Source organism: Cellulosimicrobium cellulans (genome assembly GCF_007679345.1).
GTDB lineage: Bacteria > Actinomycetota > Actinomycetes > Actinomycetales > Cellulomonadaceae > Cellulomonas > Cellulomonas cellulans_A.
On record NZ_VEGH01000002.1, the window covers coordinates 304,384 to 327,401 of the forward strand.

The 23,018-nt window shown below is 75.5% G+C and carries 22 protein-coding genes and 1 riboswitch; of the genes, 4 read left to right on the top strand and 18 right to left on the bottom strand.

The features are described 5' to 3' along the window. Window positions 1-14 precede the first annotated feature (14 nt). The 3 genes from FS882_RS03660 to FS882_RS03670 all read right to left on the bottom strand — a co-directional run bounded on the left by FS882_RS03660 (window position 15) and on the right by FS882_RS03670 (window position 3,205). Entirely contained in the window at window positions 15-896 is an 882-nt protein-coding gene (locus tag FS882_RS03660) for a carbohydrate ABC transporter permease (protein WP_158370903.1), read from the bottom strand. Beyond that, complete coding sequence (locus FS882_RS03665) at window positions 893-1,804, bottom strand: carbohydrate ABC transporter permease (RefSeq protein ID WP_158370905.1); 912 nt, start codon at window positions 1,802-1,804, stop codon at window positions 893-895. Before FS882_RS03665 ends, FS882_RS03660 begins: the two co-directional genes overlap by 4 nt. A 279-nt stretch (window positions 1,805-2,083) precedes the next feature. Next, on the bottom strand, window positions 2,084-3,205 hold the full coding sequence (locus FS882_RS03670; RefSeq protein ID WP_222848114.1) for a YeiH family protein: 1,122 nt from the start codon (window positions 3,203-3,205) through the stop codon (window positions 2,084-2,086). A 70-nt stretch (window positions 3,206-3,275) separates the two neighbouring features. Between FS882_RS03670 and FS882_RS03675 the strand changes: the two genes are divergently transcribed. Next, window positions 3,276-4,229 carry a LysR family transcriptional regulator gene (locus FS882_RS03675; RefSeq protein WP_158370907.1) on the top strand — a complete coding sequence of 318 codons (954 nt, stop codon included), beginning with the start codon at window positions 3,276-3,278 and terminating at the stop codon, window positions 4,227-4,229. Here the strand turns inward: FS882_RS03675 and FS882_RS03680 are convergent. The 8 genes from FS882_RS03680 to FS882_RS03715 form a co-directional block, all read right to left on the bottom strand. Further along, entirely contained in the window at window positions 4,226-4,456 is a 231-nt protein-coding gene (locus FS882_RS03680; RefSeq protein WP_154727738.1) for a helix-turn-helix domain-containing protein, read from the bottom strand. The two genes, FS882_RS03675 and FS882_RS03680, sit on opposite strands and share 4 nt — an antisense overlap. Next, window positions 4,456-5,067, bottom strand: a complete 612-nt coding sequence (locus FS882_RS03685; RefSeq protein WP_158370910.1) for a hypothetical protein — start codon at window positions 5,065-5,067, stop codon at window positions 4,456-4,458. The genes FS882_RS03680 and FS882_RS03685 overlap by 1 nt, the downstream gene beginning before the upstream one ends. Before the next feature lie 168 nt (window positions 5,068-5,235). Continuing rightward, the gene (locus FS882_RS03690) at window positions 5,236-5,475 is read right to left on the bottom strand and encodes a helix-turn-helix domain-containing protein (protein ID WP_154727746.1); all 240 of its coding nucleotides are present in this window, start codon (window positions 5,473-5,475) and stop codon (window positions 5,236-5,238) included. A 248-nt stretch (window positions 5,476-5,723) separates the two neighbouring features. Then, window positions 5,724-6,095, bottom strand: coding sequence for a glycine cleavage system protein GcvH (gene gcvH, locus FS882_RS03695; RefSeq protein ID WP_158370912.1), 372 nt, complete (start codon window positions 6,093-6,095; stop codon window positions 5,724-5,726). A gap of 66 nt (window positions 6,096-6,161) precedes the next feature. Further along, window positions 6,162-7,337, bottom strand: coding sequence for a glycine cleavage system aminomethyltransferase GcvT (gene gcvT, locus FS882_RS03700; protein ID WP_158370914.1), 1,176 nt, complete (start codon window positions 7,335-7,337; stop codon window positions 6,162-6,164). Beyond that, window positions 7,334-10,348, bottom strand: a complete 3,015-nt coding sequence (gene gcvP, locus FS882_RS03705) for an aminomethyl-transferring glycine dehydrogenase (RefSeq protein WP_158370916.1) — start codon at window positions 10,346-10,348, stop codon at window positions 7,334-7,336. Before gcvP ends, gcvT begins: the two co-directional genes overlap by 4 nt. Window positions 10,349-10,548: 200 nt before the next feature. Further along, window positions 10,549-10,664, bottom strand: a riboswitch (glycine riboswitch). A 77-nt stretch (window positions 10,665-10,741) separates the two neighbouring features. Beyond that, the gene (locus tag FS882_RS03710) at window positions 10,742-11,263 is read right to left on the bottom strand and encodes a hypothetical protein (RefSeq protein ID WP_158370918.1); all 522 of its coding nucleotides are present in this window, start codon (window positions 11,261-11,263) and stop codon (window positions 10,742-10,744) included. Then, a complete protein-coding gene (locus tag FS882_RS03715; protein ID WP_158370920.1) occupies window positions 11,260-12,345 on the bottom strand; it encodes a lactate/malate family dehydrogenase in 1,086 nt (361 codons plus the stop codon). Before FS882_RS03715 ends, FS882_RS03710 begins: the two co-directional genes overlap by 4 nt. A gap of 208 nt (window positions 12,346-12,553) precedes the next feature. Here FS882_RS03715 and FS882_RS03720 point away from each other — a divergent pair, with 208 nt between their 5' ends. After that, entirely contained in the window at window positions 12,554-14,590 is a 2,037-nt protein-coding gene (locus tag FS882_RS03720; protein ID WP_158370922.1) for a DUF4214 domain-containing protein, read from the top strand. A 48-nt stretch (window positions 14,591-14,638) separates the two neighbouring features. Here FS882_RS03720 and FS882_RS03725 read toward each other — a convergent pair whose 3' ends face one another. From FS882_RS03725 to FS882_RS03740, 4 genes are all read right to left on the bottom strand, one after another. Beyond that, window positions 14,639-15,034, bottom strand: a complete 396-nt coding sequence (locus FS882_RS03725; protein WP_158370924.1) for a zf-TFIIB domain-containing protein — start codon at window positions 15,032-15,034, stop codon at window positions 14,639-14,641. A gap of 91 nt (window positions 15,035-15,125) precedes the next feature. Further along, a complete protein-coding gene (locus FS882_RS03730) occupies window positions 15,126-16,310 on the bottom strand; it encodes a pyridoxal phosphate-dependent aminotransferase (protein ID WP_158370926.1) in 1,185 nt (394 codons plus the stop codon). 250 nt (window positions 16,311-16,560) lie between these two features. Continuing rightward, window positions 16,561-17,073 (bottom strand): low molecular weight protein-tyrosine-phosphatase, encoded by a 513-nt coding sequence (locus tag FS882_RS03735; protein WP_158371248.1) that lies wholly within the window; start codon window positions 17,071-17,073, stop codon window positions 16,561-16,563. Between the two features lie 104 nt (window positions 17,074-17,177). Further along, the gene (locus tag FS882_RS03740) at window positions 17,178-18,725 is read right to left on the bottom strand and encodes a SulP family inorganic anion transporter (RefSeq protein WP_187365115.1); all 1,548 of its coding nucleotides are present in this window, start codon (window positions 18,723-18,725) and stop codon (window positions 17,178-17,180) included. A gap of 158 nt (window positions 18,726-18,883) precedes the next feature. Here FS882_RS03740 and FS882_RS03745 point away from each other — a divergent pair, with 158 nt between their 5' ends. Next, entirely contained in the window at window positions 18,884-19,768 is an 885-nt protein-coding gene (locus tag FS882_RS03745; protein ID WP_158370928.1) for an SDR family oxidoreductase, read from the top strand. Between the two features lie 201 nt (window positions 19,769-19,969). On the opposite strand, the gene map is transcribed toward FS882_RS03745, so the two are convergent. From map to FS882_RS03760, 3 genes are read right to left on the bottom strand one after another with little or no spacing between them, the layout of a single operon-like run. After that, the gene (gene map / locus FS882_RS03750) at window positions 19,970-20,740 is read right to left on the bottom strand and encodes a type I methionyl aminopeptidase (protein ID WP_158370930.1); all 771 of its coding nucleotides are present in this window, start codon (window positions 20,738-20,740) and stop codon (window positions 19,970-19,972) included. A gap of 31 nt (window positions 20,741-20,771) precedes the next feature. Continuing rightward, window positions 20,772-21,377 carry a TetR/AcrR family transcriptional regulator gene (locus FS882_RS03755; RefSeq protein ID WP_187365116.1) on the bottom strand — a complete coding sequence of 202 codons (606 nt, stop codon included), beginning with the start codon at window positions 21,375-21,377 and terminating at the stop codon, window positions 20,772-20,774. Continuing rightward, window positions 21,370-22,227: an alpha/beta fold hydrolase gene (locus FS882_RS03760; protein WP_158370932.1), complete on the bottom strand. Its 858-nt coding sequence runs from the start codon at window positions 22,225-22,227 to the stop codon at window positions 21,370-21,372. The genes FS882_RS03755 and FS882_RS03760 overlap by 8 nt, the downstream gene beginning before the upstream one ends. Window positions 22,228-22,288: 61 nt before the next feature. On the opposite strand from FS882_RS03760, the gene FS882_RS03765 reads away from it, so the two are divergent. Continuing rightward, window positions 22,289-22,864, top strand: a complete 576-nt coding sequence (locus FS882_RS03765; RefSeq protein ID WP_158370934.1) for a GNAT family N-acetyltransferase — start codon at window positions 22,289-22,291, stop codon at window positions 22,862-22,864. Window positions 22,865-23,018: the final 154 nt, after the last annotated feature.

Consider the following 23,018-nt stretch of genomic DNA (forward strand, 5'->3'; position numbering starts at 1 on the left):
GTGCGTCGCACGGGTCAGCCCTTGACGGCGCCCGCGGTCATTCCCTCGACGAAGAAGCGCTGGAAGGCCAGGAAGAGGACGAGGATCGGGATCAGCGAGAAGAAGGACCCGACGATCAGCAGCCCGTAGTTGTTCGCGTACGGGGTGATGAGGGTGTTCAACCCGATCGGGAGCGTGAACTTCTCCGAGGAGCGCAGCACGAGGAGCGGCCACAGCAGGTTGTTCCAGCACATCATCCCGTTGAGGATCGCCATGGCCGCGACGGCCGGGCGGGCGATCGGCAGCACCAGCCGGAAGAAGATCCCGAACTCCGTGACCCCGTCGACGCGGCCGGCCTCGAGGATCTCCTTCGGGACCCCGAGGAAGTACTGCCGGAAGAAGAAGATCGTCACCGCGGCGGCCAGGAACGGGATGACGATGACCGCGTAGGTGTCCGCCAGGCCCATCTCGTTCACCTGGACGTACAGCGGGAGCATCACCATCTCGAACGGGACCGCCATGATGGCGAGCACCGCGATGAACAGCGGCGTACGCCCGCGGAAGTCGTACATCGCGAAGCCGTAGGCCACGAACGAGCTCACCAGGAGCGTCCCGACGACCTGGAGCACGGTCACGACGAGCGAGTTCGCGAACCAGCGGAAGTACGGACCCGAGTCGGTGAACAGCATCGCCCAGTTGTCCAGGCTGAGCGTCGCCGGGTCGACGGCGAGCGAGATGCCGCCGCGCATGATGTCGGCGCCGGTCTGGAACGTGGCCACGAAGATCGCGAGCAGGGGAACCAGCGCGATCAGCGCGATCGTGACGAGCACGACCGACTGCAGGACGGACAGGGTCCGCGGGGCCCGGGGCTGGCGCCGACGGGTCGGCGGGCGGGTGCGCAGGGCGTTCGCGGTCATCGCACGTTCTCCTTCCGGAAGGTGCCGGCGAGGGTGAGCTGCGTGAGGTTGATCGCCATGACCGCGACGAGGAGCACGATCCCGACCGCGGAGGCGAAGCCGAGGTCGTTCTGCTCGATGCCCTTGCGGTAGAGGTAGCCGACGACCGTCAGGCCCTGGTTGTTGGGCGAGGCGTTCCCGCCGTAGAGCATGAAGCTCTCGAGGAACATGGCCAGGCCGCCGTAGACGCTGATCGTCGTGACGTAGACGATCGTCGGGCGCAGGTTCGGCACCGTGATCCGCAGGAACTGCTGGCGCCGGTTCGCGCCGTCGAGCGCGGCCGCCTCGTAGTACTCCTCGGGGATCGACTGCATCCCGGCGATGAAGTACATGGTGTTGACGCCGGTCCAGCGCCACACCGCGAGCGCGAGCAGCGCGGCGAGCCCCGTCAGGTCCTCCCGGAGCCACCGGACCGGGCCGATCCCGATCACCTGGACGACCTGGTTCATCAGGGCGTTCTCCGACTCCGAGAACATCAGCCGGAACACCAGCCCGGCGACGACGACCGACGTGAGGGCGGGGACGAACATCGAGGCCTTGAAGAACGCCTTCACCCGCGGGCTGCCGATGCGCGAGCTGACGACGGCGGCGAGCAGCATCGGGATCGGGATGAGCAGCAGCAGGCTGAGCACCATGTACCGGGCGCTGTTGGACATCGCGGTCCAGAACACGCCGTCGTTCCACAGCCGCGCGTAGTTGTCCATCCCGACCGAGGTGGTCTGGCCGTACATCACCTCCTGGGTGGACATCACGAACGACCGGGCGACCGGGATGATCCAGAACAGGGCCAGCGTGGCCACGAACGGCAGGACGAACAGGTACGGCGCGAGCTTCTGGGAGTACAGGAGCCGCCTCGCGGACGCGGGCATGACGGCAGGACCTCCTGGGGACGGGTGGCGGAGGGGTCGCACGGTGGTGCTGCGACCCGCCGGTCACGCCGTCCGGGCACGGCTGAGCCCGCGGAGACGGATGCCAGGACGGACGGTCGGTGCACGGCTGTGTGCACCGGACGTAGGCTGGAAACTCTTTCGTGTCGAGTGGATGTGGCGTCAACGTATCGACGCCGCACAGCGGCGTCAACCACGAGTTTCACCCGGCTTCACGGGCGGCCTGGGCCCACCGAAGCGCGTGGAAACTCTTTCGTCGCGTCAGCCCGTCGCGAGCAGCCCCGCCAGGCTCACGGTCATCGCGACCGCGGTCGCCGCGGCACCCAGGGCGAGGGGCCGTGCCCCGGTCCGCACCAGCCGGCCGAGGTGGATCTGCGTGCCCAGGGCCGTCATCGCCGCGCCGAGCAGCAGGGTGGTCACCGGCTTCACCGCCGGGAGCACGGCGTCCGGCACCAGCCCGGCCGACCGGACGGCGACCGCCGCGACGAAGCCGACGACGAACAGCGGGACGAGCGGCGCCGCACCCCGTCCGGGGGCCGCCGCGACGCCGCCGCCGCTCTCGGCCGCCGCGCGCGCCGTCGCCCGGCGCCGCACCAGCCCGACCCCGGCCACCAGCGGCGCCAGCAGCACCACCCGCGCGAGCTTCGCGACCACGGCGACCGACAGCGCCGCCGCCGACACCGTGCCCGCCGCGGCCACCACCTGCGCCACCTCGTGCACCGACATCCCCGCCCAGAGCCCGGCCGTCCGGTCGGCCAGGCCGAGCGCCCCGGCCACCAGCGGCACGACGACCAGAGCCAGGCTCCCGTACACCGTGACCAGGGCGACCGCGGTGGCCACCTCGTCCTCCTCGGCGTCGGCGACCGGGCTCATCGCGGCGACGGCCGCGGCGCCGCAGATCGAGAACCCGGAGGCGACGAGCAGCGTCAGCCGCCGCCCGACGCCCAGGCGGGGCCCGAGCCAGGAGGTCGCCGCGAACGTGGCGGCGACGGTCACCACCAGGACGAGCGCCTCCCGGGCGCCCAGCCCGAGCAGGTCACCGACCGACAGCTGCAGGCCGAGCAGCACCACGCCCGCGCGCAGCAGGCGGCGGCCGGTCCAGGCGAGGCCGGGGTCGAGGGCGGCGGGCAGCCACCCGGCCGATCGGGCGACCGCGCCGACGAGGATCGCGATCAGGAGCCCGGGCACCACCGGCACGGCCGACGCCAGGGCGAGGCACGCGGCACCGACGGCGAGCGCGGCGACCACCCCGGGCGCCTGCGTGCGACCGGGGAGCGTCGCGCGCAGCCCGGCGAGCGCGCGGGCCCGGCGCGTCGGGGCCGGCGCACCGGGGTGGGCCCGGGTCGCGAGGGCCGGGTCGGGAGCAGGGCGGGGTTCGGGCACACCCCCAGCCTCCGCCGCGCACCCCGCCCACCGGAACGCCGACCTGTCTCGCGGGATCTAGCCTGAGGCTATGCCCGACACCGCCGCGACCCCGGGCGCCGACGCCGTCGGCGCACCCACGGCCGGCCGCCGCATCCCCCTCGCGGCGCTCGAGCTGCTCGCCGCCGTCGACGCGCACGGGTCGCTGTCGGCCGCCGCCCGCGCCCTCGGGCTCGCCCAGCCCTCGGTCAGCACGGGCCTGCGTCGCCTCGAGCGGCAGACGGGCCTCACCCTGGTCGCCCGCGCCGCCTCCGGCACCCGCCTGACCCCGGCGGGCCGGGCCGTGCTCGCCCGGGCGCGCGACGTGCTCGCCGCCTCCGACGCCCTGGAGCGGGAGGTCGCGGCCCTGCGCACCGCCCGGCAGGGCCGGGTGCAGGTCGCGGCGAGCCTGAGCATCGCGGAGTACCTGGTGCCGGGGTGGCTCGCGTCGCGGCCGGCGGGGTCGCCCCTCGTCGACCTGGTCGTGGCGAACTCCCGGGACGTGGTGGACGCGGTGCTGCACGGCCGCGCCGACCTCGGCTTCGTCGAGGGCCCCGACGTCCCCGACGGCCTCAACGCCCGGTCCGTGGGCGAGGACGAGCTGGTCGTCGTCGTGGCCCCCGGCCACCCCTGGGCGCGGCGGCGCCGGCCCGTCACGGCCGCGGAGCTGGCCGGCGCCCCGCTCGCCGTCCGGGAGGCGGGGTCGGGCACCCGCGCGGTGCTGGAGCGCGCGCTCGCCGTGGCCGGCCACCCGCTCTCCGGCTCGCCGGCGCAGCTCGGGTCGACGTCCGCGGTGAAGAACGTGGTGCGGGGCGGGGGCGCCGCGGCGGTGCTGTCCCGGCTCACCGTCGCGGACGAGGTCGCCCGCGGCGACCTGGTCCGGGTGCCCGTCGAGGGCGTGGACCTGAGCCGCACGCTCCGCATGGTCTGGGCCCGGTCCCGCCGGCCCGCGCCGGCCGCCCGGGAGCTCGCCGCGCACGTGGCCCGCGCGACCGCCCGGGGCTAGGGCCGCGGGGCGACGACGAGGAGGTCGCCGACCTGGCAGCCGAGCACGTCGCAGACGGCGGTCAGCGTGGAGAACCGGATCGCGCGCGCCCGGTCGTTCTTCAGCACCGACAGGTTCACGACGGTCACGCCGACGAGCTCGGCGAGCCGGGCGAGCGTCATCCCGCGCTCCGCGAGCAGCTCGTCGAGCCGGCAGTGGATCCGGCCCGCGTCGTCCTGGGGCGGCATCAGACGAGGCCCTCGGTGTCGCGCTGCAGCTTCTCGCCCGCGTGGAACGCCGCCGCGAGGGCGCCGACGGCCATCGAGGCGAGGATCGGGGTCCACGACACCTCGAAGGTGATCTGCTCCGCGAACGCCCGGTCGGCGACCAGCGCCAGGACCCCGTTGGACGCCAGCACCGAGCAGCCGAACCAGGCGGCCCAACCGCCGGCGATCAGCAGCGACACCGCCGTGATCAGGCGGGTGATGGTGCCGGAGAAGAACTGACCCGCGAGCATCCGGCGGCACAGCAGCAGGACGCACACCGTGACGCCGATGGTGGCGAGGGGCGGCACGGCGGCCGCGCCGATCGCCGCCAGGTGCGTGGCGACCGGCATGTCGGACACGGTCAGCGTCGCGGACTCGACGGTGGCCGCGACGGCGGCGCCGTCGGGGCCCAGCGGCAGGTCCACCGGGACGCCCATGAGCAGCACGTCCACGGGCGCGTCGCGGTTCGGCACGATCCTGGCCACCGAGACGACCAGCCCGATCGCCTGCCAGACGATGACGACCCCACCCACCACCAGGACGGACAGCAGGTCGGACCGGCTGGTGAACCACGGCGCGCGGGTGGTCGTCATGTCAGCTCCAGACATATCGAGGATCGATGTTATCGACTGACGATATGCCATGGCCGCGACCTCGTCGACCTCGCCCGCGCGCGACCGGGACGACGCAGGGCCGCGACCCGCCGTGGTGGCGGGTCGCGGCCCTGGGACCACGCGCCCCCGGCGAGGGGGGAGGGTCGGTCAGCGGATGCCGGCGGCCTCGGCCCAGGCGACCGCCTCGGCCCGCGTGGAGACGCCGATCTTGCGGTACACCGACCGCACCTGCGACTTCACGGTGTTGCGCGTGACGAACAGCTTGCGGGCGATGTCCTCGAGGGTGACGTCCTCCGCCAGCTCGGCGAGGACGACCCGCTCACGGGTCGTGAGCGGCTCACCCAGGATGCTGGTGGACGCGGTGGGGGCGATCTCCAGGGTGGCCATCTGGTCCTCCGGTTGCGTGTGGCGAGTCCCGGCTGCTGGGGGTCTCCGGCGGCCGTCTACCGGTGTTGATCGGCAAGTGTGGCCGCCGTGATCGCAGTCGATTCTCACCCGTTCTGCCGAGGGTCCGGAGGATGCGGGACCGAGGGCCCATGTGCTAGGACCGAAGTCCCTGGTCACCGTCCGGGAAGCGATCTCCTGAGAGTTCTCTCAGAAACACCCGAACGGGCTAACCGCCGTCCGGGGGAGTCTCAGTCCGTGAGCGTCGCCGCGTACTCGTCCGCGGACAGCAGCGGGCCGGTGCTCGTGACGTCCACCCGGAACAGCCAGCCGGCGCCGTACGGGTCGGCGTTGACGACGGACGGCTCGTCGACCGCCTCCTGGTTGACCTCGACCACGGTGCCGGCGACGGGCGAGTACAGCTCGGACACGGACTTCGTGGACTCCACCTCGCCCACGACCGCGCCGGCCGCGATCTCGCTGCCGACCGTCGGCAGCTCCAGGTAGACGATGTCGCCGAGCGCGTCGGCGGCGTTCTTCGTGATGCCGACCGTGGCGGGCTCCGCGCCGTCGATCCACTCGTGCTCGGCGGTGTACTGCAGGGTCGTGGGGACGTCGCTCATGGGTGCTCTCCGGGGTTCTCGCGAGCGGGACGCTCGGCGGGCGGGGGAAGGGGGGGACGGGCGCGGTCAGGACCGACGGTAGAACGGCAGTGCGACCACGCGGACCGGCTCGCGCCGACCGCGCACGTCCACGGCGAGCTCCGTGCCCTCGGCGCTGACCTCGGGCGTCACGTAGGCCATCGCGATCGGTGTGCCCAGCGTCGGGGAGGGCGCACCGGAGGTGACCCGGCCGACCGTCACGGCGTCGTCCGCGGTCGAGGTCAGCACCTCGTACCCGTGCCGGGCGGCGCGGCGGCCGGAGCCGACCAGGCCGACCAGGACCCGGGACGGGTTCGCGTGCGCCCGGGACGCCAGCGCGGCGCGCCCGACGAACGGCAGCGGCTCGCCGTCGGCGGTCGTCTTGTCCAGGCGGACCACCCGGCCCAGGCCCGCGTCGTGCGGAGCGGTCGTGGTGTCGAGCTCGTTGCCGTACAGCGGCATCCCGGCCTCCAGCCGGAGGCTGTCCCGGGCGGACAGGCCGGCGGGCACCAGGCCGAGCGGGGCGCCGGCGGCGAGCAGGTCGCGCCACAGGCCCGGGGCCGCGTCCGCGGGCACGAACAGCTCGAAGCCGTCCTCGCCGGTGTACCCGGTGCGGGCCACGAGGGCCTCGACGCCGCCCACGGTCGCGGGGACGCCCGCGTAGTACTTCACGTCGCGGACGGCGTCGGCGTGCGCCGGGTCGGTGAGGCCGACGACGATCTCGGCGGCGCACGGGCCCTGCACCGCGATGAGCGCCGTCTCCAGCGACCGGTCGGTGAGCGAGGCGTCGAACGGCGCGAGCCGGTCGGCCAGCGCGGCGGCCACGACCGCCACGTTCGAGGCGTTCGCGACGACCAGGTACGCCTCGTCGCCGAGCCGGTAGACGATCAGGTCGTCGAGGATGCCGCCGTCCTCCTGGACGATCATCGTGTAGCGGGCCCGGCCGACCGCGAGGCCGGAGATGTTCCCGACCAGCGCGTGGTCGAGCCCGGCGCCGGCACCGGGGCCGTCGACGTGCAGCTCGCCCATGTGCGACAGGTCGAACAGCCCGGCCGCGGTCCGGACGGCCTGGTGCTCCGCGAGGTCGCCGGCGTAGCGCAGCGGCATCAGCCAGCCGGCGAACGGCGTCATCGTGGCGCCGAGCGCGACGTGCTCCGCGTGCAGCGGGGACAGCACGGCGCCCGACGCGGCGTCGGTGGCGGGGGTGGTGGTCGGCTCGGTCACAGCGCGGCTCCCTCGGCGTAGGCCTCGATGGGCGGGCAGGCGCACACGAGGTTCCGGTCCCCGTGCGCCCCGTCGATCCGCCGGACCGGCGGCCAGTACTTCCCGGCGCGGAGTCCCGCGACCGGGTACGCCGCGAGCTCGCGGCCGTAGGGCTTGTCCCAGTCGTCCGCGACCAGCGACGCCGCGGTGTGCGGGGCGTTCCGCAGCGGCGACTCCGCGACGGACCAGCGCCCGGCGGCGACCGCGTCGATCTCGGCGCGGATCGCGACCATCGCGTCGACGAACCGGTCGAGCTCGGCGACGTCCTCGGACTCGGTCGGCTCGACCATCAGCGTCCCGGCGACCGGGAACGACAGCGTGGGCGCGTGGAAGCCGTAGTCCATCAGCCGCTTGGCGACGTCCTCGGCGGTGACCCCGGTCTGCTTGGTGATCGCGCGCAGGTCGAGGATGCACTCGTGCGCCACCAGCCCGGCGGGGCCGGTGTAGAGCACCGGGAAGTGCGGGGCCAGGCGCGAGGCCAGGTAGTTGGCCGACAGCACCGCGGTCTCGGTCGCGCGGCGCAGGCCGTCGCCGCCCATCAGGGCGACGTACGCCCAGGAGATCGGCAGGATGCCGGCGGACCCGAACGGCGCGGCCGACACGGCCGGGGCGGCCCCGCCGGCCAGCGCGCCGGTGTCCCCGGTGAACACCGCGTCGGTCGCCGGCAGGTACGGGACGAGGTGGGCCGCGACGCCGATCGGGCCGACGCCCGGGCCGCCGCCGCCGTGCGGGATGCAGAACGTCTTGTGCAGGTTGAGGTGCGAGACGTCGCCGCCGAACTCGCCCGGCCGGGCCAGGCCGACGAGCGCGTTGAGGTTGGCGCCGTCGATGTACACCTGGCCGCCTGCGGCGTGCACCAGGTCGCAGACCTCGCGCACGTCCTCCTCGTAGACGCCGTGCGTCGACGGGTACGTGATCATGATCGCGGCCACGCGCGGGCCGTGCTGCTCGAGCTTCGCCCGCAGGTCGTCCAGCTGCACCGAGCCGTCCTCGGCGGTCGCGACGACGACCACGCGCATCCCGGCGAGAGCGGCGGAGGCCGCGTTCGTGCCGTGGGCGGAGGCCGGGATCAGGCAGAGGTCGCGCACGGGGACGTCCTCGGGTGCGGCGCCGGCCGCGATCGCCTCGGCGCGGCGGCCCTCGTGGTACCCGCGGATCGCGAGCAGCCCGGCGAACTCGCCCTGCGAGCCCGCGTTCGGCTGCACCGACACCGCGGCGTACCCGGTGATCTCGGCGAGCCAGGCGGTCAGGTCGCCGATCAGCTCGGCGTAGCCCGCGGCCTGCTCGGCCGGGACGAACGGGTGCAGCCCGGCGAACCCGGGCCAGGAGATGGCCTCCATCTCGACCGTCGCGTTGAGCTTCATCGTGCAGGAGCCCAGCGGGATCATCGTCCGGTCGAGCGCGAGGTCCTTGTCGGACAGCGCGCGCAGGTACCGGAGCATCGCGGTCTCGGAGCGGTGCCGGTGGAACACCGGGTGCGTGAGGTAGTCGCTCGTCCGGCGCAGGTGCACCGGGATCGCCGGGGCGTCGAGGCCGTCGGCCGGGCCGGTGGCGAGCGCGCCCGCGTCCGCGTCGGCGAACGCGGCCAGGACCTCGGCCACGTGCGCCTCGGTCGTCACCTCGTCGCAGGTCACCTGGACGTGGTCGTCGTCGGCCGCCCACACGTTGATCCCGCGGGTGGCCGCGGCGGCGACCACCGCGCGCGCCCGGCCCGGCACGACGGCGCGGACGGTGTCGAAGAACTGCGCGTGCTCGACGGCCACGCCGCCGGCGCGCAGCCCGTCCGCGAGCGCGACGGCCCGCCCGTGCACGCGCTCGGCGATCTCCCGCAGGCCGTCGGGGCCGTGGTAGACCGCGTACATCGAGGCGACGATCGCCAGCAGCGCCTGCGCGGTGCAGATGTTGCTGGTCGCCTTCTCGCGGCGGATGTGCTGCTCGCGGGTCTGCAGCGCGAGCCGGTACGCGGTGGCGCCGTCGGCGTCGATCGACACCCCGACCAGGCGGCCGGGCAGCGAGCGCTCCAGGCCGGTGCGCACGGCCATGTAGGCGGCGTGCGGGCCGCCGTAGAACAGGGGGACGCCGAACCGCTGCGCCGAGCCGACCGCGATGTCGGCGCCCTGCTCCCCCGGGGGCGTGAGCAGGGTGAGCGACAGCAGGTCCGCGGCGACCGTGACCAGCGCGCCCGCGTCCTTGGCGGCGGCGACCAGCGGCGCGAGGTCGCGCACGGCGCCGGACGCGCCGGGCGCCTGCAGCACGAGGCCGACGAGCGCCTCGTCGCCGAGGTCCGGCAGGCCGTCCGTCAGGTCGGCGACCCGGACCCCCAGGCCCGCGGCCTCCGCCCGGCCCAGCGTCACCGCGAGGGTCTGCGGCAGGCAGTCGGCGTCCAGCACGACGACGCCCGTGCGGCCCTTGGCGGCGCGGTGCATGAGCGCGACCGCCTCGGCGACCGCGGTGGCCTCGTCGAGCAGCGACGCGTTCGCGACCGGCAGCGCGGTGAGGTCGGCGACGACGGTCTGGAAGTTCAGCAGCGCCTCGAGCCGGCCCTGGGAGATCTCGGGCTGGTACGGCGTGTACGCGGTGTACCAGGCCGGGGACTCGAGGACGTTCCGGCGGATCACCGGCGGGGTCACGGTGTCGTGGTAGCCCAGGCCGATCATCTGGGTGAGCACGGTGTTCTTGTCCGCGATCGTCCGCAGCGCGGACAGCACCTCCGACTCGCCGCGCGCCTCCGGCAGCGCGAGGGGGCGGTCGGTGCGGATGCTCGCCGGGACCGCCGCGTCGATCAGCGCGTCCAGGCTCGGCCAGCCGTCGCCGACGTGCGCGAGCAGGCCCGCGACGTCGCCCGGGCGGGGGCCGACGTGCCGGTCGGCGAAGCCGCGCGCGGCGTCGGTGCGGTCCGCGGGCGCGGCGGCGCGCGGGGTCCCGGCGGCCGTCGTGCGGGCGTCGGTGGGGAGGTCCTCGAGGTGGGTCACGCGGCTGCTCCGGGCGGTCGGACGTGCATGGGCGGACGGGCGGGTGGTGCGCGTCTCCCCGCTCTGTCATCCGCCGGCCGCGGTGCGTCCGCGGGCGTGCGACCTGAGAGTTTTGCCGGTCCGCCGTGCCCGTGAGGGCCGGGGCGCGCCGACTTGCACCGTCGGTGGGCCGGCGTGCGCCGGCCGCTTTCCAGAGTTGCCTCGCCACGGCGGTACGGGGGCCTGAGAGATTCCCGGGGAGGGTTGCTCCTTCGGCGCCTCGCGGTCACGGCCGCCCGGGGGCGGTCGCGCGGGAGGGCTCTCCCGCCGCGGTTCGAGCAGCGTGTTGAGTTGTCCGGGTCACAGCCTAACCGCGGTCGCGGGTCTTTCGTCCCGACGGCCGCCCCCGGGCCGTTACGGCTCGGTGAACTCTGCCGCGGGCAGCGGCAGCACGACCGTGGCGGCCGAGTCGGCGCCGCGGGCGCGGGCGTGCGACACCACGCGCTCGACCTCGGGGAGCGGCCCCTCGACCAGCACGGGCTGCCCGGCGGACGGGTCACCCGACCAGCGCACCACGGCACCCTCGGGCGGCGCGAACGGCCCGGCGGCGGCCGGCAGGTGCACCACGGCGGCGGCGCGCACCGCCGGGTCGTCGACCGCGCGCACCTCGGCCGACCGGACGGCCGCGAGCCGTCGCACGGTGCGCATGAGCAGCCGCTGCCGGCGCTCCGACGCGGTGAACGTGACGACGATGAGGCCGACGCCGTCGGCGACGTCACCCGTGGTGAGCGAGTCGAACGAGACGCCGCGGGTGGAGAACACGCCGGTCAGCGCGGTGAGGGTGCCTGTCGCGTCGGCGCCGGCCACGAAGGCGACCCAGCGGCGGTCGGGGCCCGGCACGGCCGCGGCGGCGCCCGTGGGACCGACGGCGGTCACCGGCCCGCCCCCGCGCCCAGCCCCCACGGCGCGAGCATCGCGTCGATCCGGCCGGCAGAGGCCAGCAGCCGGCGCGCCTCGTCCGGCTCGGGCTCGTCCAGCAGCACGCGCGTCCAGCCCTCGGGCCCGAGCACCACCGGCACCCCGAGCACCCCGCGCAGCGGCGTCCCCGCCACGGCCCCCTCCCCGTCGAGCGCCACCTGGCCCGCGACGACGATGTCCCGCCCGTCGAGCACGGTGTCCACCAGGTCGACCGTCGCGTTCGCGGTGGCCGCCGCCGTCTTGGCGCCGCTCTGGTGCGTGAGCCACGGCCGCGCGACCCCGCGGAGATCCGGCGGCCAGGTCTCGACCAGGTCGAACGCCGCGGCCACGTCGTCGGCCATCAGGCCGCCGAGGTCCCGCTTCGCGTCCTCGATCTCGGCCGCGAACCCGTCGAGGGTCCGCCCGCCGCGCAGCGCCGCCACCGCGCGCCGCCGCTCCTCGACGTCGAGGCCGCTGATCCGGACCGTCGACCACAGCGGCACCAGGTCGTCCCCGTGCTGGCCCGCGACGAAGCCGCCGACGCGGTGCCGGCGCACGCCGAGGGACACCGCGACCTCGCGGCGGAACCGCAGCGTGTCCAGCCAGGCGCCCATGCCGATCACCCGGTGCCGGCCCAGCTCGCGGGCCACCACCGCGACGCCCAGCTCCACCGGATTCGACACCACGACGACGACCTCGTGCCCCGAACCGTGCCGGGCGATGGCGCGGGCGTAGGAGGCGAACACCTCGTGGTTCTCGGCCGCGAGCGCCGCGCGGTCGGCGACGGCACCCGCGCGCGCCGGGGCCGTCCTGCCCGCGGTCAGCACCACGACGTCGGCGACCACGTCCTCGGGGTCCAGGGCGACGTCGATGAGCGGCGCGTGCTCGTCGTAGGCGTCGACCAGGTCGGCGCGCAGCCCGTAGGACGCGCGCCCGGACGCGCCGCCCGGGCGTCCCACGAGCTGCAGCCGCGACGAGGTCGGCAGCACCCGCCGCTCGATCAGCTGCGCGCACACCTGCCGACCGACGTCACCCGTCGCTCCCAGCACCGCCACGTCCACGGGGCGACCCTAGGTCACCGCGGTGGCCGGCGATGCTCAGGAGCCCTCAGCCGCGGCGCCCGGCCGCCGATGGACACACCACGTCGACGTCGCCCTCCGAAACACCCGTCGGACCAGGCCCCCACCGGGCATGATCACCATCGACGGGGCGATGCCGGTCGTACCCGCAGCCGCCCGCCCTCGCGAGGGGCCCCAGGAGGACCACGTCATGAGCGCTCTGATCGCCCGAGGAGGCGTCGCGCGCCGCCGCCTCGCCGTCGCCGTCGTGACCGCGGCGGGCGTCGCCCTGTCCGCACCGGCGGCCGGCGCCGACGACCTCACCGCGCGGTACGAGGTCGTCGGGCGGGTGGTCTACCTGACCGCCGACCTCGCCTCGCCCCACGAGGACCAGCACTTCGCGGAGGGGTCCGTGACCACCGCGTACTCGGACGTCGACGGCACGCTGGTCGACCTCTCGGCGGTGCAGGAGCCCCGTGTCGGCACGGCACCGGCGGCCCCGGAGAGCCTCCCGGCCGGCGCGGGGGTCGCGGTCACCATCGAGGCTCCTGCGGGACTGGCGGACCCGGAGGCCGCCGCTCTGGTCTCCGGGGGCGGCGCGGCCGCGGAGACGGGCACTGCCGAGGTCGTCGCGGCGGTCGTGACCGACGAGGCCACGACGCGGGACCCGGCACCCACCGCAGCGATGGCCCTCGGCGTGCACCAGCTGGTGATCGTGCCCGTCCGCTGGACGGACGCGGACAGCGTGCCGGTCGCCGCGCTCACGACCGCTGCCGCGGGGACCGAGTCCTACTGGGAGCGGCAGAGCGGCGGGCAGCTGGACATCCAGCAGTCGGTGCGAGCCGCGGTGACCGTCCCGAAGCCGGCGACCTGCGACGTGGACGGTCTCCTGGAGGCGGTGATCGGGGCCACCGGCCTCGCGCCGACCACCCGGCTCCACGTGGCGCTCGCGCTCCCCGATCACCCCGGGTGCCCGTGGGCCGGCCTCGCGTCCATCAACGGCGGCGCGATCTGGCTGAACGACGCGCCCTTCACCTATGTGCTCGCGCACGAGCTCGGGCACAACTTCGGCCTCGGGCACGCGAACACCCTCACGTGCACCGCGCCCGGTGGCAGCCGCGTCCCGCTGAGCGCCTCGGGCACCTGCTACGAGAAGGAGTACGGCGACAACACCGACGTCATGGGCCAGGGACGCAACCTGGACACGCCGGGCAACCTCAGCTCGGCTCCGAGCTTCGCCCTGGGCTGGTCGAGCGTCCACCTCGTCGGGAACGCCGTGCAGAGCACGACCTCGCTCGACCTGCCGCCGCTGTCGCAGGCATCGGGGACCCGGGGTGTCAGGTTCCAGTCGGAGATGGGCACCGTGTTCGTCGACTACCGACCCGCCGTCGGAGCGGACGCCCTGCACGAGCCGGGCTGGGCCGGGGTCCAGGCCCGCCTCGCCGTGACGGACCCCGTCTACGACTTCCTCACCACGTACCTGCTCGACCTCCAGCCGGAGCGGCAGCCGTTCACCAACCCCTCGCTCCCGGTCGGGCGTTCGTGGGAGATCGCCGGTGCCGGTGCGACGCTCACCACGACGACGCTCGGTGCGACGGCCCGCGTCACCATCTCCCCCACGTCCGCCACCACCGCGCTCCAGCGGTACGTCACCCGCGTCTACGAGGACCTGTTCGACCGCCAGCCCGACCCGCAGGGCCTGACCACCTGGACCTCCGGGCTCGCGGCCGGCACACCGCGGGTCGCCGTCGCGAACGCGATCACCTACTCCGACGAGTACCGGTCCCGGTTGATCGCCGCCACCTACCAGACGTACCTGGGGCGCGGGCCGGACCCCGCCGGCGCTGCGGGCTGGCTCGACGGCATGCGCGCCGGCAGCACCATCCAGCAGCTGGAGGTCGGGTTCGTCGCCTCCGACGAGTACTACGCGAAGGCCGGCGGGACCGACACGGCCTGGGTCGGCCGGCTCTACCAGCACGTCCTCGGCCGCTCCGCGGCGCCGTCGGAGATCCGGGGCTGGACGACGGGCCTGGCCCGGGGGGCGTCGCGGAGTCAGGTCGCCCTCGGGTTCCTGGTCTCGACGGAGCACCTGACCACGGTGGTCGACGGGTACTACGTGGACCTGCTCGGCCGGCACATCGACGCGACCGGGGCCCGGTCGTGGGTCGCGGCGATCCAGGCGGGCACCCGGGTGGAGGCGATCATCGGCGGCATCATCGCCAGCGACGAGTACTTCGGCCGGCCCTGATCACGCAGGAGGGGGTCTCCGCCCGGGCGGAGACCCCCTCCGCGCCGGTCAGTCGAAGTCGAGCAGGTCGCCGAGCCAGGACTCGCGCTTCTTCTTCCTGCCGTACGGCGAGCGGGGGTCACGGCGGTCGTCGTACCGGCGGTCGTCGCGGTACCGGTCGTCGCGGTACCCGCCGTCGCGGTAGCCGGGCTCCCGGTACCCGCCGCCGTCCCGGGGACCGGGATCGCGGTAGCCGTCGTAGCCGGGTGCCGGCGGAGGCGGGTAGCCACCGGGGGCCGCCGCGGGGCCCGGGTCCGCCGGCCCTGGGGCGCCGGCGGCGCGGTCGAGGATCTTGTCCAGCTCGCCGCGGTCCAGCCAGATGCCGCGGCACGAGGGGCAGTAGTCGATCTCGACGCCCTGCCGCTCCGCCATCACCAGCTCCGCCCCGTCCGTGGGACACCTCATGCCGACCTCCTCGCCCGTGCGCGCCCTCGCGGCCGCGCGTCCTGCCCCGCCCAACGGACGGGCGCGGGGGTCGGTTCCTCCGCCGGGACCGCTACAGCGTGCGCTGCCAGGCGACGACCCGGTCCACCGCCTCCGCGACGACGTCGGGCGCGGACGCGAACGACAGCCGCACCCAGTCGTGCCCGTCGACGGAGTCGAAGTCGGTGCCCGGGGTCAGCGCGACGCCGGCCTCGTCGAGCAGCCGGGCGCACCAGGTGCGCGAGTCGAGGCCGGCCGCGGACACGTCGGCGTACACGTAGAACGCCCCGTCGGCGGGCGCGACGCGGGACCAGCCGAGCTCCGGGAGCCGGTCGAGCACCGACCGCCGCGACGCCGCGTACTGCGCGACGTTGGCCTCGGCCGCGGCGTAGCCCGCGGGCGTGAACGCCGCGACGCCGGCGTGCTGGGCGAGCGCGGGCGGGCAGAGGGCGACGTTCCCGGCGAGCGCGTCCACCGGCGCCGCCAGGTCCTCGGGGAGCAGCAGCCAGCCGAGCCGCCAGCCGGTCATCGCCCAGAACTTGGAGAACGAGTTGACCACCACCGTCCCGGTGCCGAGCGACGTCGCGGCTGTCGGCGCCCCGGCCGGCCCCGGCTCGGCGGCGACCGCGTCGGGGTAGGTGATGCCGTGGTAGATCTCGTCCGACACCAGCCGGACGCCGCGCTCGGCGCACCACGCGGCCAGGCCGTCGAGCGCCGCGCGGTCGATCAGGGTGCCGGTGGGGTTGGCGGGGCCGGCCACCACGAGGCCGTCCACGGGGCGGTCCAGCGCCTCGAGCTGCTCGACGGTCGGCTGGTACCGGGTCTCCGGGCCGCACGGCAGCTCGACGACCTCGCAGCCGAGCGACGCGAGGATGTTCTTGTACGCCGGGTACCCGGGCCGGGCCAGGGCCACGCGGTCGCCCACGTCGAACGCCGCGAGGAACGCGAGCATGAACCCGCCCGACGACCCGGTGGTCACGGCCACCCGCGCGGGGTCGACGTCGACCCCGTACCAGGACCGGTAGTGGCCCGCGATCGCCGCACGCAGCGCCGGGCTGCCCAGCGCCTCGGTGTACCCGAGGTCCCCGCCGGCCAGCAGCTGCACCGCGCGCTCGCGCACCACGTCCGAGGCGCCGGTCGACGGCTCGCCGACGCACAGGTTGAGCACCGACTGGCCCGCGGCGCGCCGCGCGTTGGCGGCCGCGACGATGTCCATCACGGCGAACGGGGGCACCTGGGACCGCGCGGAGACCTTCACCCGACCCATCCTGCCCCGGCCCGCGCCCGGCGCGCCCGCCCGCGCGCCGGTGCCCGCCGAGCGCGGCACTTCCAGCCGAGCGCGGCACTTCCAGCCGAGCGCGGCACCTCCAGCCACCGCGCTGGGCGCGAGCTGCCGCGCTCGCAGGGAGCCGCCTACGGTCTCCTGCGCGGACGACCCCGATCCGCGCGGGCGGCGCCGGAAGGCGTAGGCAGCGCCGCCGCGGCCGCCGCGACGCGCGCGCCCGCGGTCAGGCCCGCGCGGCGTCCCGGTCCGCGAGGGCCGCGCGGACCGCGTCGACGACGCCGTCGGCGGCCGCCTCGATCTCGTCGAGGCAGTGCTCGAAGTTCTCCGGCCCGCCGTACCAGGGGTCGTCGACGTCGAGGAGGTGCTCGTCGTGCACGTCCGCCACCCGCGGCGCCGCCGGGTCGAACGTCCGGAACATCACCACCCGCCCGGCCGCCTCGTCGTCGCCGGCGATCCGGCGCAGCGCGCGGGCGTGCGACGCGGTCATCGCCAGCACCAGGTCCCGGTCGGCGAGGTCGGCCGCGCGCACCTGGCGCGCCTCCCGCCGCGGGACGTCGTAGCCGCGCGCCGCGAGGGCCGCCCGGGCGCGCCGGTCGATCGGGTTGCCGTGCTCCTCGTCGCTGACCCCGGTGGAGTCGACGACCACCCTCTCGCCGAGGCCGGCGTCCTCCAGGCGCGCGCGCAGCACCACCTCGGCCATCGGGGACCGGCAGATGTTGCCGGTGCACACCGTCATCACGCGGTAGCGGTCGTCCGTCACGCCGGGTCCTCCCAGGGGTCTTCGGTCCGGCGTCCATCCTGGCACCCGGACCGGGGCCCCGGCCCGGGCGACCGGGCGGCTCAGTGCCCGCCGCCCCCGAGCGCCGCCGCCAGCCGCCCGAGCCGCCGCGCGCTGTCCGCGTTCAGCCCGACCACCTCGGCGGTCTTCCCCTTGGCGGCGTACTTGGTGACGATCGCGTCCAGCGTCGCCGCCGTCGACGCGTCCCAGACGTGGGCGTCCGCCAGGTCGATCACGACCCGCGCCGGGTCGCCGTCGTAGTCGAACTGGTAGACCAGGTCGTTGGACGACGCGAAGAACAGCGCCCCGGACACCGCGTACCGCCGCACGCCGGGGTCCTCCCCCGCGTCCAGCCGGGTCACCGTCGTCAGGTGCGCCACGCGCCGGGCGAACAGCACCGTCGCGACGAGGACTCCCGACACCACGCCGTACGCGAGGTTGTGCGTGGCGACCGTGACCGCGACCGTCACGAGCATCACCGCGGTCTCGCTCAGCGGCATCCGCCGCAGGGTCGACGGCCGCACCGAGTGCCAGTCGAACGTCGCGACGCAGACCATCACCATGACGGCCACCAGCGCGGCCATCGGGATCGCGCCGACGACGTCGCCGAGCACCACGACCAGGACCAGCAGGAACGCCCCGGCCAGGAACGTCGAGATCCGGGTGCGCGCGCCCGAGACCTTCACGTTGATCATCGTCTGGCCGATCATCGCGCAGCCGCCCATGCCGCCGAACAGGCCGGACAGCACGTTCGCCGCGCCCTGACCCCAGGCCTCGCGGGTCTTGTCCGAGTGGGTGTCGGTGACGTCGTCGACGAGCTTCGCGGTCATCAGCGACTCGAGCAGCCCGACCAGCGCGAGCCCGACGGCGTACGGCGCGATGATCCGCAGCGTCTCCAGGCTCAGCGGGACGTCGGGCAGCACGAACCCCGGCAGGCTGTCCGGCAGCTCGCCCTGGTCGCGCACCCGCGGCACGGCCAGACCGGCGACGACCGTCACGACCGTCAGCAGCACGATCGCGACGAGCGGTGCCGGCACGACGGTCGTGAGCCGCGGCAGCAGCGCGATGATCCCGATCCCCACCGCTACCAGCGGGTAGACGACCCACGGCACGTCGACCAGGTGCGGCAGCTGGGCGACGAGGACCAGGATCGCCAGCGCGTTGACGAACCCGACCATCACCGAGCGCGGGATGAACCGCATGAGCCGGGCGACGCCGAGCAGCCCCAGGGCCACCTGGATCACGCCGCCGAGGACGACGGTCGCCAGCAGGTACTGCACGCCGTGGTCCCGCACGACCGGGGCCACCACCAGCGCCACGGCCCCGGTCGCCGCGGAGATCATGGCCGGCCTGCCGCCGAGGAACGCCAGCGACACCGCCATGACGAACGACGAGAACAGCCCGACCCGCGGGTCGACGCCGGCCACGATCGAGAACGAGATCGCCTCCGGGATCAGCGCGAGGGCCACCACCAGGCCGCCGAGCACCTCGGTGCGCAGGCGGGCCGGCGAGCGCAGCGCGGTGCGCACCGACCACGAGGTGTCCGCCTCGGGCACGGCGGGGTGCCCGCCGTGCGGCGGCGCGGGGGCGGGCTGGGGGGTCGCTGGCACGCGGGATCCGTTCGGGGTCGGTGGGTGGCCGACCGGATCGTACTCTCACGCGACGTCAGGGTTGCCCCGCACCCCCGTCGCCGACGAGCCCACGCACCGCTACCGTCGCTGCCAGCCGGGGCACGCGCCCCGCGGGCCGACCGGTGCGGAGGAGACGCATGGACGACGACCTGATCGTGGTGACGGGCGCCTCGGGGCGGGTGGGCCGGCGGCTGGCCGTCCGGCTCGCCGCGGAGGGGGCGCACCAGCGCCTGGTGGTCCGCTCCCCCGACCGCGCCCCGACGATCCCGGGCATCGAGACCGAGGTCGCCCTCAGCCCCGGCTACCGCGACGTGGCCTCGATGCGCGCGGCGTTCGCGGGCACGCGCACGGTGTTCCTGGTCTCGGGGCGCGAGTCCGCGGACCGGGTCGCCGAGCACCGGGCCGCCGTGGACGCGGCGGTGGACGCCGGGGTCGAGCGCGTGGTCTACCTGTCGTTCATGGGCGCGGCGCCCGACGCGACGTTCACCTTCGCCCGCGACCACTGGGCCACCGAGGAGCACATCCGCGCGTCCGGCCTGCGGTTCACCTTCCTGCGGGACTGCCTCTACCACGACGCGATCGTGCACTTCGTGGGCGAGGACGGCGTGATCCGCGGCCCGGCGGGCGACGGCCTGGTCGCGGCGGTCGCGCACGACGACGTCGCGGACGTGGCCACCGCGGTGCTGCTCGACGAGCGGGCGCACGCGCACGACGGCGCCACCTACGACGTCACCGGCCCCAGCGGGTACACGCTCGCCGAGGCGGCGCAGGTGCTGTCCTCCGCGACCGGGAGGGAGATCACCTACCACCCGGAGACGGTCGAGGAGGCCTACGCCTCCCGCGCGGGGTACGCCGCCGAGCCGTGGGAGGTGGATGGCTGGGTGTCGTCGTACACGGCGATCGCGGCCGGCCAGCTGGCGACCCCGTCGCCGGCGGTGCGCCGGCTGTCGGGCCGGCCCGCCCAGTCGCTGCAGGAGTGGCTGGCGCTCAACCCGCGGGAGTGGGCGCACCTGCGCGCGTGACGCCCGGCGTCGCGTGCGGCGGAGAGGCGGGGGCGGCGCCCGACCTCCCCCGAGCGCGCGCCGCCCCCGCCCGTCCAGGCGTCCGCGCGGACCGCGACGGGCGTCCGGCCCACGCTCGCCGACCGCGCTGGCCGGGGGGCGACCCCGGGGTGAACGCGGGGCGTCGGTCGCGCGTCGGTCCCGCGTCGGCCGCCCGCCGCGTCAGCCCTTGCGCGCGGTCAGGACCAGCGGCCCGTCGGGCGTGATCGCCACGGTGTGCTCGGCGTGCGCGGCGCGCGACCCGTCGGCGGTGCGGATCGTCCAGCCGTCCGGGTCGATGACGTAGCCGTCGCCGCCGGCCATGAACCACGGCTCGATGGCGATGACCAGGCCCGCCTTCAGCTTGAGCCCCGTGCCGCGGCGGCCGAGGTTCGGCACGTGCGGCTCCTCGTGCATGGTGCGCCCGACGCCGTGGCCGCCGAAGTCCGCGTTGATCCCGAGCCCGGCGGCGCGGCCGACCTCGCCGATCGCCGCGGAGATGTCGCCCATCCGGTTGCCCGGCCGGGCCTGCGCGATGCCGGCCGCGAGCGCCTCCTCGGTGACCCGGATGAGCCGCTGCGACTCCGGGTCCGGGGTGCCGAGCTGGAAGGTCAGCGCGGAGTCGGCGACCCAGCCGTTCACCTGCGCCGCGAAGTCGATGCTGAGGACGTCGCCGTCCGCGAGCACCTGCTCCGACGGCAGCCCGTGCAGCGCCGCGTCGTTGACGCTGGTGCACAGCACGCCGGGGTAGGGCATCGCGCCGAACGACGGGTGGTAGCCGAGGTAGACCGAGTGCGCGCCGGCGTCGTCGATCAGCCGGTGCGCGTGCGCGTCGAGCTCCTTCAGCGTCATCCCCACCCGGGCGACGTCCTGCAGGCTGGTGAGCACGCGGGCCACGAAGGCGCCCGCCGCCCGCATCGCCTCGATCTCGCGGGGTGTCTTCAGGTCGGCCACGCGCCCACCCTAGACGCGCACGCGGTGCGGTTCAGCCGGCCGCGCCCGCCGTCCCGGCGGCGAGCGCCGCCACGCCGGCGACCAGCATCCCGACGAGCACGTCGAAGCTGCGGTCGCGGTCCTGCGGCATCCGGAACCCGCCGCCGAGCTCGAGGGCCACGAAGCCGTGCACGCCCGCCCGCACGGCCCGCACCGCGTCGACCGACCGGTCCTCGGGCAGGTCGAACCCGCGCAGCGCCGCGGCGATCACCTCGACGGTGCGCGCGGCCGCCGCGGCGAGCGGCGCGGCCTCGGGGTCGTCCGGGTCCGGCGCGACCTGCACGGCCGCGTACCGGCCGGGGTGCGCGTGCGCGTAGTCGCGCATCGCGTGCGCCAGCGCCCGGAGCGCGTCGGGCCCGGACCGCCCGACCGTGCTGTCGACCAGCCGCGCCGTGAGGTCCTGCACGGTCAGGACGGCGACCTCGCGCCGCAGCGCGGCCAGCGAGCCGACGTGCTTGTACAGGCTCGGCGTCGCGACCCCGGCCCCGGCCGCGACCTTGGCGAGGGTCAGGTCGGCGAACCCGGTCGGCCCACCGCCGTCCACCAGGTCGAGCGCGATCCGGACGACGGCCTCGCGGGACAGGCCGGCCCTAGGCACCGGGCACCGCGTCCACCGGGGCGACCTCGGCGAGCAGCCCGAGCACCGCCTCCGCCACCACCTCCGGCGCCTGGTGCTGCGGGTAGTGCCCGGCGTCGTCGACCAGCAGTGCCCGGGCGCCGATGGCGTCCCGTACCCACGCCAGCTCGGCCGCCGGGTCCGACCAGTCGGGGTCGAGCGCCCCGACGACGGCGAGGGCCGGTGCCTGGATGCGCGCCACCCGCGCCTCGACCGGTGCGTGCGTGAGCGCCAGAGTCAGGTGCCGGAAGGCGCGCAGGTACCCCGGGCGGCGCAGAGCGGCCCGGATCGCGTCGGTGTGCGCGGCGAGCCGGGGCGAGCGCGTGCCCCGGTTGAGCGACCGGTAGTACGCCGCCCAGACGGCGGCGCCCCACGGCCCGGAGAACAGCACCCGGTACGCGACGGGCAGCAGCGCGCGCACCGCGGCGGGCTGGGCGGGGTCGCGCAGGAACGGGGCCAGCAGGACCAGCCCGCGGACCAGCTCCGGCCGGTCCGCCGCGACCACGGCCGCCGCGGCCGACCCCATCGAGTTCCCGACGAGGACCGCCGGCGCGGCGCCCAGGTGCTCGACCAGCGCGGCGACGTCTCCCGCGGTCGCCTCGTCGCCGTGCGCGGGGAAGCCCGGGTCCGAGTCGCCGTGGCCGCGCAGGTCGGTCGTCACGACCCGGTAGCCGGCGGCGAGCAGCGCGGCCCGGAGCTCGTCGTAGGTGGACCGCAGGTCGCCCATCCCCGGGACCATGACGACGAGCGGGCCGGTGCCGGCGTCGTCGTACGCGACCCTCCCCCCGGGCCGCGGCAGGTGCAGCGTGCGTCGTGCGTCGTTGATGTCCATAGCCCACAGGCTAATGCCATTAGCCTTCGCCGACAAGAGCGGTGTCTGGGATGCTCCTCGGGTGCTGCACGACCTCGCCCTCGAGGGCCACGGAACCCGTCTCGTCCCGCTCGACCTCCCGCACGCCGAGGCGCTCGCCGCGTTCGTCGACGCGCGGGTGTGGGCCGGGATGTCGTCCGCGCTGCCGGAGGGCGTGGCGGGCTGGCGGGACCACATCACGGCCGCCCGGGAGGCGCCGGGACGGCTCGCGTTCGCGGCGCTCGACACCGCGACGGGCGAGGTCCGCGGCAGCACGTCGTTCTACGACTGGGAGCCGCGCGTCCGGCGGGTCGAGATCGGCCACACCTTCTTCGCCCCGCGCTGGTGGGGCACGTCGAACAACCCGGCCTGCAAGCTCCTGATGCTGGAGCACGCGTTCGGGACCTGGGGCTGCGCGCGGGTCGCGCTGCGGGCCGACACCCGGAACAGCCGCTCCGTCGCGGCGATCACCCGGCTCGGCGCCGTGCCCGAGGGGGTGCTGCGGAACCACCGGCTCGCGCCCGACGGCACCCGGGGCGACACCGCGTACTTCTCGATCCTGCCGGCCGAGTGGCCGGGGGTGCGCGCGGGCCTGCTCGCGCGGCTCGGCGCCGCCTGACCCCGGGCAGGGAACAGCCCGTGGGCCGGGCCTCCTGCTGGAGGGCCCTGCCGCGAAGGACGAGGTCGCGGCTCCCACGGGCTGCGGTGACTGCGGGGATTCGCCCGTCGCGGCCGCCGGTCGGACCGGCGGGGCGGCGAACGGATCGCAATCC

What these genes read in the sequence shown, in the direction of transcription:
- FS882_RS03660 (WP_158370903.1), bottom strand. Translation starts at nt 896, where the DNA reads ATGACCGCGAACGCCCTGCGCACCCGCCCGCCGACCCGTCGGCGCCAG.
- FS882_RS03665 (WP_158370905.1), bottom strand. Translation starts at nt 1,804, where the DNA reads ATGCCCGCGTCCGCGAGGCGGCTCCTGTACTCCCAGAAGCTCGCGCCG.
- FS882_RS03675 (WP_158370907.1), top strand. Translation starts at nt 3,276, where the DNA reads ATGCCCGACACCGCCGCGACCCCGGGCGCCGACGCCGTCGGCGCACCC.
- FS882_RS03680 (WP_154727738.1), bottom strand. Translation starts at nt 4,456, where the DNA reads ATGCCGCCCCAGGACGACGCGGGCCGGATCCACTGCCGGCTCGACGAG.
- FS882_RS03685 (WP_158370910.1), bottom strand. Translation starts at nt 5,067, where the DNA reads ATGACGACCACCCGCGCGCCGTGGTTCACCAGCCGGTCCGACCTGCTG.
- FS882_RS03690 (WP_154727746.1), bottom strand. Translation starts at nt 5,475, where the DNA reads ATGGCCACCCTGGAGATCGCCCCCACCGCGTCCACCAGCATCCTGGGT.
- gcvH (WP_158370912.1), bottom strand. Translation starts at nt 6,095, where the DNA reads ATGAGCGACGTCCCCACGACCCTGCAGTACACCGCCGAGCACGAGTGG.
- FS882_RS03720 (WP_158370922.1), top strand. Translation starts at nt 12,554, where the DNA reads ATGAGCGCTCTGATCGCCCGAGGAGGCGTCGCGCGCCGCCGCCTCGCC.
- FS882_RS03725 (WP_158370924.1), bottom strand. Translation starts at nt 15,034, where the DNA reads ATGAGGTGTCCCACGGACGGGGCGGAGCTGGTGATGGCGGAGCGGCAG.
- FS882_RS03735 (WP_158371248.1), bottom strand. Translation starts at nt 17,073, where the DNA reads ATGACGGTGTGCACCGGCAACATCTGCCGGTCCCCGATGGCCGAGGTG.
- FS882_RS03745 (WP_158370928.1), top strand. Translation starts at nt 18,884, where the DNA reads ATGGACGACGACCTGATCGTGGTGACGGGCGCCTCGGGGCGGGTGGGC.
- FS882_RS03760 (WP_158370932.1), bottom strand. Translation starts at nt 22,227, where the DNA reads ATGGACATCAACGACGCACGACGCACGCTGCACCTGCCGCGGCCCGGG.